At 71.7% G+C, this 13295-nt stretch carries 11 protein-coding genes; 5 read left to right on the top strand and 6 right to left on the bottom strand.

The window, feature by feature from the left end:
* Positions 1-24 precede the first annotated feature (24 nt).
* Positions 25-897 (top strand): helix-turn-helix transcriptional regulator, encoded by an 873-nt coding sequence (locus tag ACZ7DY_RS04870; RefSeq protein ID WP_471130043.1) that lies wholly within the window; start codon positions 25-27, stop codon positions 895-897.
* A gap of 187 nt (positions 898-1084) precedes the next feature.
* On the opposite strand, the gene ACZ7DY_RS04865 is transcribed toward ACZ7DY_RS04870, so the two are convergent.
* The 3 genes from ACZ7DY_RS04865 to ACZ7DY_RS04855 form a co-directional block, all read right to left on the bottom strand.
* Positions 1085-2374 carry a serine hydrolase domain-containing protein gene (locus tag ACZ7DY_RS04865; protein ID WP_471130040.1) on the bottom strand — a complete coding sequence of 430 codons (1290 nt, stop codon included), beginning with the start codon at positions 2372-2374 and terminating at the stop codon, positions 1085-1087.
* Between the two features lie 285 nt (positions 2375-2659).
* Positions 2660-4756: an elongation factor G gene (gene fusA, locus ACZ7DY_RS04860; RefSeq protein WP_471130037.1), complete on the bottom strand. Its 2097-nt coding sequence runs from the start codon at positions 4754-4756 to the stop codon at positions 2660-2662.
* Between the two features lie 444 nt (positions 4757-5200).
* Entirely contained in the window at positions 5201-6019 is an 819-nt protein-coding gene (locus ACZ7DY_RS04855; protein ID WP_471130035.1) for an ArsR/SmtB family transcription factor, read from the bottom strand.
* A 146-nt stretch (positions 6020-6165) separates the two neighbouring features.
* Between ACZ7DY_RS04855 and ACZ7DY_RS04850 the strand changes: the two genes are divergently transcribed.
* Together ACZ7DY_RS04850 and ACZ7DY_RS04845 are read left to right on the top strand one after the other, a co-directional pair.
* A complete protein-coding gene (locus tag ACZ7DY_RS04850) occupies positions 6166-7056 on the top strand; it encodes a PhzF family phenazine biosynthesis protein (protein ID WP_471130032.1) in 891 nt (296 codons plus the stop codon).
* Positions 7057-7165: 109 nt separating this feature from the next.
* The gene (locus ACZ7DY_RS04845) at positions 7166-7771 is read left to right on the top strand and encodes a flavodoxin family protein (RefSeq protein WP_471130030.1); all 606 of its coding nucleotides are present in this window, start codon (positions 7166-7168) and stop codon (positions 7769-7771) included.
* A 67-nt stretch (positions 7772-7838) separates the two neighbouring features.
* Here ACZ7DY_RS04845 and ACZ7DY_RS04840 read toward each other — a convergent pair whose 3' ends face one another.
* The gene (locus tag ACZ7DY_RS04840) at positions 7839-8048 is read right to left on the bottom strand and encodes a hypothetical protein (RefSeq protein ID WP_471130027.1); all 210 of its coding nucleotides are present in this window, start codon (positions 8046-8048) and stop codon (positions 7839-7841) included.
* A 102-nt stretch (positions 8049-8150) separates the two neighbouring features.
* Positions 8151-11405, bottom strand: coding sequence for a PLL family lectin (locus tag ACZ7DY_RS04835; protein ID WP_471130025.1), 3255 nt, complete (start codon positions 11403-11405; stop codon positions 8151-8153).
* A gap of 237 nt (positions 11406-11642) precedes the next feature.
* Between ACZ7DY_RS04835 and ACZ7DY_RS04830 the strand changes: the two genes are divergently transcribed.
* Complete coding sequence (locus tag ACZ7DY_RS04830) at positions 11643-11978, top strand: ArsR/SmtB family transcription factor (protein WP_471130023.1); 336 nt, start codon at positions 11643-11645, stop codon at positions 11976-11978.
* Entirely contained in the window at positions 11975-12358 is a 384-nt protein-coding gene (locus ACZ7DY_RS04825; RefSeq protein WP_471130020.1) for a VOC family protein, read from the top strand. Before ACZ7DY_RS04830 ends, ACZ7DY_RS04825 begins: the two co-directional genes overlap by 4 nt.
* A 36-nt stretch (positions 12359-12394) precedes the next feature.
* Here the strand turns inward: ACZ7DY_RS04825 and ACZ7DY_RS04820 are convergent, their stop codons facing one another.
* The gene (locus ACZ7DY_RS04820) at positions 12395-13207 is read right to left on the bottom strand and encodes a maleylpyruvate isomerase family mycothiol-dependent enzyme (protein WP_471130017.1); all 813 of its coding nucleotides are present in this window, start codon (positions 13205-13207) and stop codon (positions 12395-12397) included.
* Between the last annotated feature and the right edge of the window lie 88 nt (positions 13208-13295).

Genomic DNA, 13295 nt, shown 5'->3' with positions numbered 1-13295 from the left:
ATTCTGGAATCAGAGGTGGTACTCATGGCAGGGACGCCGGAGCCGGAGAGGCGTTCGGAGCTGGGAGCGTTCCTGCGCAGCCGCCGGGAGCGGATCACGCCTCGCGAGGTGGGTCTGCCGTCGACGCGGCGGCGCCGGACGCCCGGGCTGCGGCGGGAGGAGCTGGCCCTGCTCGCCGGAGTGAGCGCGACCTGGTACACGTATCTCGAACAGGGGCGGGACATCCGGGTATCGGACCAGGTCCTCGACGCGATCGCCGTCGCCCTGCGCCTTGCCCCGCACGAGCACGACCACTTGCTACGGCTCGCCGGACGCGCCCCCGCGGCCGGGGCGCCCGAGCCGGAATCGCTCTCCGCCGAAGTCGCGGCCGTCCCCCTGCTGCTTCAGCCGCATCCCGCGTACGTCATCGACGGCACCTACGACGTACTCAGTCACAACCGCGCCGCCGAAGAGGTGTTCCCGCGCCTGAACACCGGCGCGGACCGGCCGCCCAACTTCGCCCGCTGGGTCTTCCTCGAACCCGTGGCCCGGGAGGTCCTGGTCGACTGGGAATCCGAGGCGCAGGGGCTGCTCGCCCGGGTCCGCACCCTCGCCGGCGCCCATCCGGGCGACCCCCGGTACGCACGGCTGGTCGAGGAACTTCACCTCGGCAGCCCCGAAGTGCGGGCGTGGTGGCCGCGGTTCGATGTCGAACAGCGCAGGGGCGGACACAAGCGGCTGCGACCGCCGGGGCGCGGCGTGGTCACGTATGCCTACACCGCCTTCCACGTGGCCGGGCAGCCGGAGCAGACGCTGGTCATCTACGCGGAGTCGGACGGCGGGACCGGCGGGCCCGGCGGGCCCGGCGGGCCCGGCCGGGCCCAGGGAGAAGTGCGGGGCGCGGCCGGCGGCGGCTGAGCCCGGGGCGCCGCGACGCCCCGGCAGCCGGCCCGAGCGACCGGGCTGCCGGGGTGTGGCTCCGCCGTCGGCCGGGTCCGGAAGGATCGATCAACACTGATCGACACCGATCGACCTGAGCGGTCCTGTCAGTTGTCGTCGCTGGACTGCTCAGCGCCGTCGCCGCCAGGTTGGGCCCGAAGCTCTCTCACTTCTTCGCGCACAAGGCGGTGTCGATGAGCTGGTCCGTCCGGTCGTCGCGGTCTTCGGTCGCGAGGTTGGTCGACCGCATCACGATGACTCCCTTCTTGCCCTTGTCGACGAAGCCGTTGGCGTTGAGGTGGCCGAGGGTCGTCCCGCCGTGGCCCCAGTAGCCGCCCCCGCAGCTGAGTCGGGTCCAGAAGATGCCGAGGCCCATCTCACGGTCCATCTTGTCGCCCTCCAGGTGGGCCGGCACCGTCTTGAGCATCTGCGCCATCTCCTTCGGTCCGAGCAGCTTGCCGCCGAGGAGGCCCTGCCAGAAACGCGAGAGGTCGTTCGAGGTGGTGATGAGGTCGCCCGCCGAATCACCCCACGTCATGCTGACGTCCGTGCTGTCGACCAGGCGCCCGCCGGGCTTGAACTGCTGGTATGCCTTGGCGTGCGGCCGGGGCAGACCGGTGCGCTCGCCCGCCGAGAACGTGTGCCGGAGACCGAGGGGTTCGATGATCCGGTCCTGGACCTCGTCGCTCCAGTGCCGTCCCGTCACCTTCTCGATGATCATTCCGGCCAGGATGTAGCCGGTGTTGGAGTAGCTCCAGCCCTTGCCGGGCTCGAAGAGCGGCGGGTTCTTGAGGGCCAGGTCGACCAGGTCGCGCGGCTCGTAGCGGTCGAAGCGGTGTTTCCTGAACCCGGCCTCGTCGTTGATGGGCAGGCTGTCGTCGTAGTCCGGCAGGCCGCTGGTGTGCTGGAGGAGCTGCCGTACGGTGATGCGCCTGCCGTCGTTCCCGTTGCCCTCGACCACACCGGGCAGCCACCGGTCGACGGAGTCGTCGAGGCGTATGCGGCCTTCGGCCACCAGTTGCAGGACGACGGTGGAGACGAAGGTCTTCGTGTTGCTGCCCATCCGGAAGTACCCCTGGCCCGGCATCGGTCGGCCGGTGCCCAGCTCGGCGGTTCCGCTCCGCGCGGAGGTGCGGTGCTCTCCGTTCACGAGCGTGGCCTGCGTGCCGACCACGTGGTCCTTGCGGACGATGTCGTCCAGGTCGCGCTGGAGTTCCGCTCTCCCGTAGCCGGCCGCGCCGCGGTCGGGCTGCGCCGCCCACGCGGCCGAGGCCGGAGCGGCCAGTGTCACGACGGTCGCCAAGGCGACCGCCGCCATGGAGCCGAGGGCGGCCTTTCGGCGGGGCGTGGAGGTGGAGCGGGTCCGCGCGCCGGCCGGGCCCACGCCGGCTTCGATCTCGGCTTCGGTTTTGATTTCGGCTTCGGCTTCACATACGGAATTTCGCAGCTGTGTCATGGCAGTGACCTTCCATCGCACGAATGGCTTCGGTGGTGCTCAACGCTCAACTCGCACACAAACAGCAAGAGTTAAGGCTCCGAAGAGGCAGCAGGGCAACAGTGCCTCCTCAAGATCATTGACCCATGGGAGGGTGCCTCTCGGCCATGGAGGAGCCCCCCTGACGGAAGATGCAGAGAACCCCACCACCGCACGCTTCAACCCCACGCTTCCACCGCACGCCTCAACCACCCGCGCGGGGCAGCGGTCCGGCCCCCACCCGTGGAGGGTGAGGGCCGGAGGGGACTAGCGGGCAGCCGCGGCCGACGGCGCCGCCGCGTACCCGGCGGGCCGGGTCGTGAAGGAACCCCTGCCCCGCGTCCGGCTGCGCAACGACGTCGCGTACCCGAAGAGTTCGGCCAGCGGCACCGTCGCGGTGACCACCGCCGTGCCGCCCCGCGCGGTCGAACCGGTCACCCGACCACGCCGGGCGGCCAGGTCACCCAGCACCCCGCCCACGGCGTCGTCCGGCACGGTGGCCGTGACCTCGGCCACCGGTTCGAGCAGCGCCATCGTGCAGGCGCGCAGGGCGTCACGCAGCGCGAACCGGCCGGCCGTGCGGAACGCCATCTCCGACGAGTCCTTCGGGTGCGTCGAACCGTCGGTGAGCGTGACCCGCACCCCGGTCACCGGGTGTCCGGCGAGCGGACCGTCCGCCAGGGCGTCCCGGCATCCGGCCTCGACCGCCCGGACGTACTCCCGGGGCACCCGGCCCCCGACGACGGACGACGCGAAGACGAAGTCCGTCGCACGGGCGGCCTCGCGGCCGTCCGACGCCTCGTCGGCACCCAGCGGTGCCACGTCGATGACCACGTGGGCGAACTGCCCTGCGCCACCGTCCTGTTTGACGTGCCGGTACGTGAAACCGGTCAGGCCGCGCACGAGTGTCTCCCGATACGCCACCTGGGGCCGGCCCACGTCGACCGCGACACCGGTGGCCAGGCGGATCTTCTCCATGGCCACCTCCAGATGCAGTTCGCCCATGCCGGACACGACCGTCTGGCCGGTCTCGGCATCGGTCCTGACCGTCAGCGACGGGTCCTCCTCGACCAGCCGGGCCAGCGCCGTGACCAGGCGACCGGTGTCGGAGTTGCGCCTCGCCTCGACCGCCACCGAGACCACGGGTACCGCCGCCGTGGGTGGTTCGAGCACCAGCGGAGCCGAGGGCGCGCACAGCGTGGTGCCGGCCCGGGTGTGCTTCGGGCCGATCACCGCGACGATGTCGCCGGCCAGCGCCAGCTCCATGTCGCTCTGCCGGTCGGCCTGCACCCGCAGGATCCGCCCGACGCGTTCGCCGCGCCGCGCGCCCGCATCCCATACCGTCTCCCCCTTCCGGAGCGTCCCGGAGTAGATCCGCAAATACGTCAGACGTCCCGTGGCGGTCGAGCTGACCTTGAACGCCAGGGCCGCGAACGGCGCTTGCGGGTCGGCGGGCCGTTCCTGTTCCGCACCGTCCGCGGTGCCTCGTACGGCGGGCACGTCCAGCGGCGACGGAAGGTACGCCACCACTGCCTCCAGCAACGGTTCGATGCCACGGTTGCGGTAGGCCGACCCGCAGAGCACCACGACGCCCTCACCCGTACGCGTCAGGTCGCGCAGGGCCGCCGAGAGGGTCTCCGCCGACAGGGCCGCGCCCGCGCAGAACTCGTCGAAGGCCGCCGGATGCAGCTCCGCCACGGTCTCGTCGAGCAGTCGCCGGCGTCGCCGCGCCTCCTCGCGCAGCTCCGCGGGGACCGGACCCTCCGTGGCGCCGTCGCCGTCGCCGGTCCAGGTGAGCGCGCGCATGCGCAGCAGGTCCACCACTCCGATGAAGCCGTCCTCCTGCCCGATCGGCAACTGGACGACCAGCGGTACGGCGTGCAGCCGGTCCCGGATCGACGCGACCGCCGCGTCGAGATCGGCGCCCGCCCGGTCCAGCTTGTTGACGAAGGCGATGCGCGGGACGCCGTGCCGGTCGGCCTGCCGCCACACCGACTCGCTCTGCGGCTCGACTCCGGCGACGCCGTCGAACACGGCGATGGCGCCGTCGAGCACCCGCAGGGAGCGTTCGACCTCGTCGGAGAAGTCGACGTGGCCGGGGGTGTCGATCAGGTTGATCCGGTGGCCGTCCCAGGTGCAGCTGACGGCCGCGGCGAAGATGGTGATGCCACGGTCGCGTTCCTGGGCGTCGAAGTCGGTGACGGTCGTACCGTCGTGGACCTCGCCCCGTTTGTGGGTGGTGCCCGTCAGATACAGGATGCGCTCGGTGACGGTGGTCTTGCCGGCGTCGACGTGGGCGAGGATGCCCAGGTTGCGGACGGCGGTCAGGGTGGTGGTGGGGCGACGGTGCAGGTGCGTACGCACGGCCTCGGCCTTTCCGGGTGATACGGAATCGGGTCGGCGCGATGCCCGACGACAGAGCGGGAGCGGGCCGTCACGGCCCGCACACCGGCACGGAAAACCCGTGCGGGGGGGCGGTGGACGGACGCGCCCGAGTCAGCAACTCCGGGCAGGAAGCCGCCACTTGGGTGCGGAAAACGGCCGCTCTGGTGTCGTCAGGAAGTCCGGGGCCGGCCGCGCAGCCGGCGCCCGGGGCGGGAAGACACCAGGATCACCTCGAACCGTGACGGAGGAACGACATCAGCGCTGCGGTGCCGCACGGCCGTTCCCCTCTCTCATCGCTCTTACTCGTCACGGTGCACGTCCCAACCGGCCGCGCCGAGGCGGCCGTTGCCCCTGGGGGCGGAACTTCCTTGAGCTTATTGAATCCGGCGCAGGTGAGCACGGGATTTTCCTCGTCGCGCACGGCTACGACACAGTGACGCCGAGGGTCCGTTCGAGTCCGTCGGCGCCCGCGGCGGTCAGGCGTACGACCCGTGGGCTCGGCCCCCACCGCACCCAGTCCAGCGCGAACAGCCGGGCGGTGAGCACCGCCCCGAGCCCTCCGGCGAGATGGTGCTGGTGCTCGCTCCAGTCGACGCAGTAGCGGATCGCGGGGCGGCGCGGCGGGAGGCGGTCACAGTCGACGCCGAGTCCGGCGAGGGTCGTGCGGCCCGTGGACGTGAGTCGGTACCGGACGTCGTGCCCGTACGACGACGGCCGGTCACGCACGGCTTCGGCGGCCCGGTGGATGCCGTCGTGTCCGATGAGTACGCCACGCTCCAACAGGCCGCGCATGATGGCCACGCCGAGCTGCCCGGCGAGGTGGTCGTAGCAGGAGCGGGCCCGGCGCAGGGCGCCGGCCCGGTTGCTCTGTTTGAGCGAAGTGACGGGCAGGGGCGGCGCGATCACGGCAAGGCACTCCAGGGCGGCGCTCACATCCGGCCCGGTGAGCCGGTAGTAACGGTGCCTTCCCCGTCGTTCGACGGCGAGGAGTCCGCCCTCGACGAGCTTGGCCAGGTGCGCGCTCGCGGTGGCGGCGCCGATCGCCGCCTCGCCCGCCAGGGCGCTCGCGGGCAGGGCGCGGCCGTCGCCCAGGCACTTGAGGATGCGGGCCCGTGACGGGTCGGCGATGAGGGCCGCCGCGCGGGCGATGTCGGCCTGGTGCTTGAGCGGCTCCCCGTCACCGTGGGCCCACTTGTCGTCGCTCGTCGTTCTCCCGCCACCCGGACGGCTCGCGCTCTGCATGGACCCACCCCAGAACCCTGTGACAACCACACTTCGTCGGACAGCGAAGTGTCCGGCATGGATGATCTTCTCATCGCCACCGAACCACCGCAACACCGAACCACCACCCCACCGCCCCTCCGCAGCCCCAGAGATGGACGACTGACATGACGACACAGCAGCGCGGCCCCGAGATCCTCCGCTACACCGCCTTCTCCGCCGACCCCGCGGGCGGCAACCCCGCCGGAGTCGTCCTCGACGCCACGGGGCTCACCGACGACGAGCAGCTGGCGATCGCCGCCGAGCTCGGGTACAGCGAGACCGCCTTCCTCACCGCGCCTCCGGCGGAGCTCGCCGGCCGGGAGCGCGCCTACACCGTCCGCTACTTCTCGCCCAAGGCCGAGGTCTCCTTCTGCGGGCATGCCACGATCGCCACCGCCGTCGCCCACGCGGAGCGGCACGGGGCCGGCGACCTGGTCCTCGCCACCCGGGCCGGGACCGTCCCGGTGTCGGTGACCGAGGCCCCGGACGGCACCCTGCTCGCGACGCTCACCAGCGTCGAGCCCGCGGTCCTCGACGTGTCCGCCGAGGACGTCGACGAGGCGCTCGCGGCACTCGGCTGGTCGGCGGCCGACCTGGACCCGGCCTTTCCGCCGCGGATCGGCTACGCCGGGGCCCGCCATCTGATCGTGGCCGCCTCGACGCGCTCACGCCTTGCCGACCTCTCCTACGACTTCGAGCGGCTGAGGAAGTTCATGACCGCTCTGGACCTCACCACGGTGCAGCTGGTGTGGCGCGAGTCGGCGACGGTCTTCCACGTCCGCGATCCCTTCCCCGTCGGAGGGGTGGTCGAGGATCCGGCCACGGGAGCGGCGGCCGCCGCGTTCGGCGCGTACCTGCGGGAACTGGGGCTGGTCGCCGAGGACGCCGACCTCGTCCTGCACCAGGGCGCGGACATGGGCCGTCCGGGCGTCCTGCACGTCGGGTTGCGCGCCGGTGACGCGCGCGTCCGGGTGAGCGGTACGGGGGCCCGGATCCCGGCGGCCGACGGCCGGTAGCGCGGCCACGGGCGCGTGCGCGTGCCCGGTGATGTTTCACGGGTGACGATCAAGGGGACTGGAGGTCTCTCTGCCGCTTACCCCTGTGGAACCGATGAAAGGAGTCACCGTGCGCGCTCTGGCACTCGTCTGCACCCTGTCCCCCTCCCCCTCCGAGTCGAGCAGCGAGAAGCTGGCGGGGCAGGTCCTGGCCGAGCTGGCGAAGCGGAAGGTGACCGTGGAGACCGTACGGGTCGCCGACCACGACGTGAAGCCCGGTATCGAGGTCGACATGGGTGACGGCGACGCGTGGCCGGCGCTGCGGGAGAAGGTCCTCGGGGCCGACATCCTGCTGGTGGCCACCCCGATCTGGCTCGGCCACCCGTCGAGCGTCTGCCAGCGTGTCCTCGAGCGCCTGAACGCCGACTCCTCCGAGACCGACGACCAGGGACGCCCGTTGTACTACGGGAAGGTGGCGGCCGTGGCGGTGGTGGGCAACGAGGACGGCGCCCACAAGGTGAGCGCCGACGTCTTCCAGGGCCTCAACGACGTCGGCTTCTCCCTCGCGCCGGGCGCCGTGACCTACTGGGTGGGCGAGGCCATGCAGGGCACCGACTACCAGGACCTCGACGAGACGCCCGACGCCGTCGCGTCCACCACGCGGACCCTCGTGGCGAACACGGTGCATCTGGCCCGCCTGCTGCAGGACGCCCCCTACCAGGTCCCCGCCCAGTAGGGACGGCGTACGACGGCCCCGTGCCGCACCGGTCGCGATCGGTGCGGCACGGGGCCGGGATGTCGTCTCAGTTCAGTGCGCTGTGCAGCGCCTCGACCGCGGACGACGCGACCTGCTGGGCCACGCTGGAATCCTTTCCGATCAGGATGTCGTTGGACTGGCTCAGGCCCTGCTGGAGGGTCTTGCCCAGCGGGGGGTTGGCCTCGCCCGCGACGGCGGGGGTGGCGAGCGCCACGGGCGCGGTGAGGAGCGATACGGCGACGAGAGCACGCTTCATGGAGTTCATACGCTGCAAACGATCACGTCGGCGCGCCGTCACGCCGCCCGCGGGGCCCCCTCGGACCACCGCCCGTACAGCCCCTTCGTGGCACTGCCCGGCTCAGTAGTCTCCCGTGCGGATGTTGTCGTGGATGTACCGGAAGTAGGGGTCCGACACCGCCGCGTTGAGGGTCAGTTGCTCGAAGCGTGCCTCGATCCTCGACGGGGTGGTCGGCGTCGCCGGCACGTCGTGCCGGGCGAACTTGTTGAACCAGTCGGAGACGATCTGTGCCTGGCCCTCGGTGGTGAAGCCGCTCGCGTAGTCGGGGCCCGCCGGGCCGTACCGGTACGAGTCCTTGCCCTGCAGGACGGCGGAGAGGGAGTTCACCAGCAGCGAGACCTCCATGCCGCTGTGGGCGATCTGCCAGGCGTGCGTGAGTTCGTGGACGAGGGTCCCGTACGGGATGGTGGCGACCTGGGTGGCGCCGACGCCGCCCACCTGGAAGTTGACCGGGTCCTGGTAGCCGGCCTCGCCCATGTTGACCAGGATCATGCCGTCCTTGGGGGCGGGCATGGTGAACGGCCGGCCCTCCGCCCCGATCACGTTGGTCAGGCGGAGCTTGTCGTGTCCCGGGAGCGTGCCGCCGAAGACGTGCGTGTTGACGAGGTCGTACGTGTCCTTCGGCAACTCCCTTTCCTTGTAGGCGAACTCGACGATCGCCGCTGCGCCCAGCGCGAGCAGGGAGTTGGCGGGGCCCGCCATCCACAGCACGTCCTGCATGACGACCGCGCCGCCCGCCAGTGAACCCGTGGAGATGATCGAGCCGATCTCCACGCCCAGGAAGACGACGACGCCGGTCGGTCCGGTCAGGTCCCCGACGAACCATTTCAGCGCGAACGAGACCAGGCCCTCCAGCGTCTGGCCGATGTGGCTGGTGTACTGCATGTTCATGTGGTCCTGGGCGCCGAGGAACTCGGAGAGCGCCGCCAGGACGTAGGTGTTGGGCGGGTGGATCTCCTCCCACCACGTGTCGTCGTGGCTCGGCGAGACGTCCCCGTCGTGGGAGACGGCGATCATCCGCTTCTCGCCCTTGACGTAGAACGCGACGCCGAAGTCGTAGCCGTCGATGTCGCTGCTGTCGTGCGCGTGCCCGTACCACTGGACGCTGCCGTCGACGCAGATGTTCACCCCGGCCCAGCCGCCGAGCGCCGCGAGGCCGCCGCTCTCGATGCGCTGCTGGAACCGCACCACGGGGACGGGGACCCGGTACCAGCGGCGCCAGTTCTGGAGCCACATGGCGGTGTGGATGCCGGCGTCCGTGCCGACCCCGAAGAGTTCCATGGTGGTCAGGTTCAGGGGCGGTCCCGTCAGGTGGCGGACCACTGGTGCCAGCGGGGCGGCCTGCGGGAACGTGTCGCGGTCCTCGCCCAGTCGGAACCAGTGGCGCGGCTCGGCGCCCTCGACGGGGTGGATCCAGTTGTCGCCGTCGAACCAGGCGAGCCACACGTGTCCGTCGGCGCCGACCCCGTACACCTCCAGATGGGAACCGTCGTGGCGGCTGAGCCCGGTGAGCGGGGTGCCCGGCGGGAAGTTCATGCCGGGGATGGTGTACCAGTCGTGCCATCCGTCGTCCCACCAGTTCCCCCACACGGCGCCGTGTTCGTCGAGGACCCAGATCTCCAGCTTGTCGCTGTCCCGTGAGGCGGCGGCGATCCGGCTGCCGACGGGGAAGGCGCGGTCCCCGATCCGGGTCCAGTTACGGGTGTCCCAGTCGCCGTTCCACCCGATGCCCCAGACCGCGCCGTGCACGTCGATGCCCCAGACGTCCATGTGGTCGTCGTCGCGGGTGAGCGCGGTGATGGGGGCGCGCTGCGGGAACACCGGGCCGGGCAGGGTGTACCAGTTCTTCCACTCGCCGTTCCACCACACGCCGTTGAGCACGCCGTCGGCGCCGACCAGCCACACGTCCATGAGGTCGGAGTTGCGGCTCAGCGCGGTCGCCGGGGTGAGGGCGGGGAAGACGCCGCCGCCCCGGATCGGCGGCCACTCCGTCCGCCATCCGCCGTCCGCCGACCACCAGGCGTTGCACAGCCGCCCGTCGCCGTCCACGGTGAACACGTCCATGTAGTCGGTGTCGCGGGCCACCGCGCAGACCGTGGTGCCCGGCGGGAAGGTCTTCGAGCCGAGCGTGAAGTAGTCCTGCCAGAGGTGGTTCCACCACACGCTCCACACCCGTCCGTCCTCGCCCACCGCGAACGCGTCGAGGTGCTCGACGTGGCGCGAGACGACGGAGAGCGCGGTGCGCGGCGGGAAGCGGACGTCCTGCCCGGCGAGGCTGCGCTCGCCGTTGCGGGCGGCCTTGTCGGCGTCGGCGCGCACGGCCGCCGCGGCGGCGCGCCGCCCGGCCCGTTCCAGCCGGTCGGCCCAGATGCCCATCGCCCACACGAGGTCGCGGTTGAGACCCAGGTTGTACGGGTCCCGGTGCGCGGCCCTGCGGTAGAGGCCGATGGCGTACTCGGTGGCCTGGAGCATCTCCTCCTCCGGCAGGTACTGCGCCACCATCAGCACGCGCCGCCCGTATCCGGCGAGGTTCCCCGCCACGGCGGGGTCCTCGACGACGGTCTTGGTGAGGGTGATCGCCTCGCGGGCGGACACCGCCGCGGGATCGGTCCGGCCCAGTGCCGCCTGGCGGGGTGCCAGCCGGCCCGCAAGCACGTCCGCGAGCGCGTCCTTGCGCCGCAGGTCGCCTGGCTCGACGTCGGCGAGCCGCCGGAACACGCCGACGGCGGTCTCGATCGCGGGGACGGCCTCGGCGTCCGGGAGGTAGCGGGCGACCTCGGCGATCAGCCGGGCGTGCCCGTCCGCGTTCGGCGGCAGGGTGGGCGCCGCAAGGAACCGCCGGGTGATCGCCACGGCTTCGCGCGCGGAGGCCGCCGCGGCGGCGGTCTGTCCCGCCGCCGCCTGACGGGGGGCGAGCCGGCCGGCCAGCGCCCAGGAGAGCCAGGCGAGTTGCTCGGTGTCGTCGGGGTGGGCGTCGGACAGCTCCCGGTACACCGCGACGGAGGCCTCGGTGGCCGTCACCGCCTCGGCGGCCGGCAGGTACCCTGCGGCCTCCGCGATCCGCTTGGCGAAGCCCTGGCGCGACTGCGGGAAGGCGTTCTCCGCCAGCAGCTCCCGGGTGATCCCGATGCCCTCACGGGCGGCGGCCGCGGCGTCGTCGGGGCGAATCGGCCTGAGCAGCGGAGCCAGCCGGTCGCACAGTGCCCACGCCAGCGCGTTGCGCCAGGCGTTCCGCTCGGGGGACTGCGGGTTGTCGCGCAGCAGGTCGCGGTACTTCTGCACCTCTTGCTGCGCGTCGGTCAGCGGATCGGCCATCGGTGTTCTCCGTCCCCGTGCCCACGCGTCCGCCGTGGACGTCGTCCGGGTACGTTCCCACCGCCCGCCGCGCACCACACGCGCCACTTCCCGCCATTCGTCCGCTCCGGTTGCGCGGCCGGGCGCCGTGCTCCGGCGCGCGCCGCGGATGCGCCGGAGCTGCGCCGGGGCACCAGTGGGGGCCCGTCTCGTCCCCTTCTCTTGATAGGCAAGTCGTTACTTGCCTATCGTGGGGACGTGACCGATGATGTCTTCAAGGCCCTGGCCGACCCCACCCGCCGGCGCATCCTCGACGAGCTGGCGGAACGGGACGGCCAGACGCTGTTCGAGATCTGCGCGCGACTGGTGAGCAAGCACGGTGTGAGCCTGTCCCGCCAGGCGATCAGCCAGCATCTGGCCGTACTGGAATCAGCGGGCCTGGTCCGCTCGCGGCGCGAGGGCCGCTGCAAATTCCACGATCTGACCACCGAACCCCTCGAACACATCGTGACCCGCTGGCTCAGGCCCACGCCCGCGCCACGTCCCGACATATCCGAGGAAATCGCCGAGAAGGCGCCGGAGGACACCCCATGAAGATCAACCTGACCAGCGTCTTCGTCGACGACCAGGAGAAGGCCCTGCGCTTCTACACGGACGTGCTGGGCTTCCAGAAGAAGCAGGAGGTCCCGATGGGCGAGGACCGCTGGCTGACCGTCGTGTCACCGGAGGACCCCGACGGGACCGAGCTGCTCTTGGAGCCGGACGGCCACCCCGCGGTGAAGCCGTACAAGACGGCGCTCGTCGAGGACGGCATCCCGGCCGCCGCCTTCACCGTGGACGACGTGCAGGCCGAGTTCGACCGGCTGCGCGGTCTCGGTGTGCGCTTCACCCAGGAACCGGCGCAGATGGACTCGGTCACCGTCGCGGTCCTCGACGACACCTGCGGCAACCTGATCCAGATCATGGACAGCTAGGAGACCTCTCCCCGCCGGGCCGCACGCGGGCGCCGCTCAGCGTCGCAGCCAGTGGCCCGCGCCCCACACCCAATCGGTGAACAGCGCCTCGTCGCCCAGGACTTCGATGCCGTCGGCGGGGGTCGGCGTGCGGCGCTGGTACAGCAGCAGGAGGAGGTCGGTGAGGGAGCCGCGTACGGCGGTGGTCGCCTTCTTGTGTGCGTGGGTCCAGGTGATCGGGGCCTCGGTGAGGTCGATCAGCCACTCCCCCGTCCCTTCCGGGGCGTCCGTCGCGTGCACATGGAGCGTACGGCCGGGGCCGAGCAGCGCGCGGTGCGCGGCCTCGGACTCGTAGGCCTGGGGCAGGGTGCTGAACTCCATCCACTCGTCGAGACCGTCCAGGGCGACGTCCGCGGCCAGGGTGTAGGTCCCGCCGACCGCCGCTGTCGCGTCGAAGCGGTGGACGACGGTCTCGTACGTCATGCGGCGGGCCCAGAAGAGAGGCGTGCCGCCCGGGGCCACCGTCCACACCGCGACGTCCGGGCCCGCCTCGCGCAGCGTGGCCGCGAACCGGGCGGCCCCTTCCGTGAGCCAGGCGGAGAGCCCGGGGATGTCGTCGTCCGCCTCGGGCGTGACGTCGTTGACCTGCTCGTCGGGGACCGGCCCGGTGGCCCGGGTGCTGACCACCGTCTCGGCCCAGCGGTGCGTACCGCCGACGTGGCGCAGCAGGTGGGCGAGGGTCCAGCCGGGGCATCCCGGCACCGGCGCGCCGGCCGCGGCGCCGGCGACGACGGCGGTCAACTGGGCCGTCTGGTCGATGATTCGGTCGGCATAGCGGTCGTGGACCGCTCTGGGGTTCGGACGCGTCATGTCGTCACGGTAGACCACGGACCGCAGCGAACTGGGCACGAACCAGGGGCTGGTGAGAACGGAAGGGGTCGCCGTGCGCGCAGGCCCG

It is taken from the genome of Streptomyces sp. NPDC037013 (genome assembly GCF_055607265.1).
Note: the sequence above shows the minus strand (reverse complement) of the source record. Positions and strands in the feature narration are given on the sequence as shown.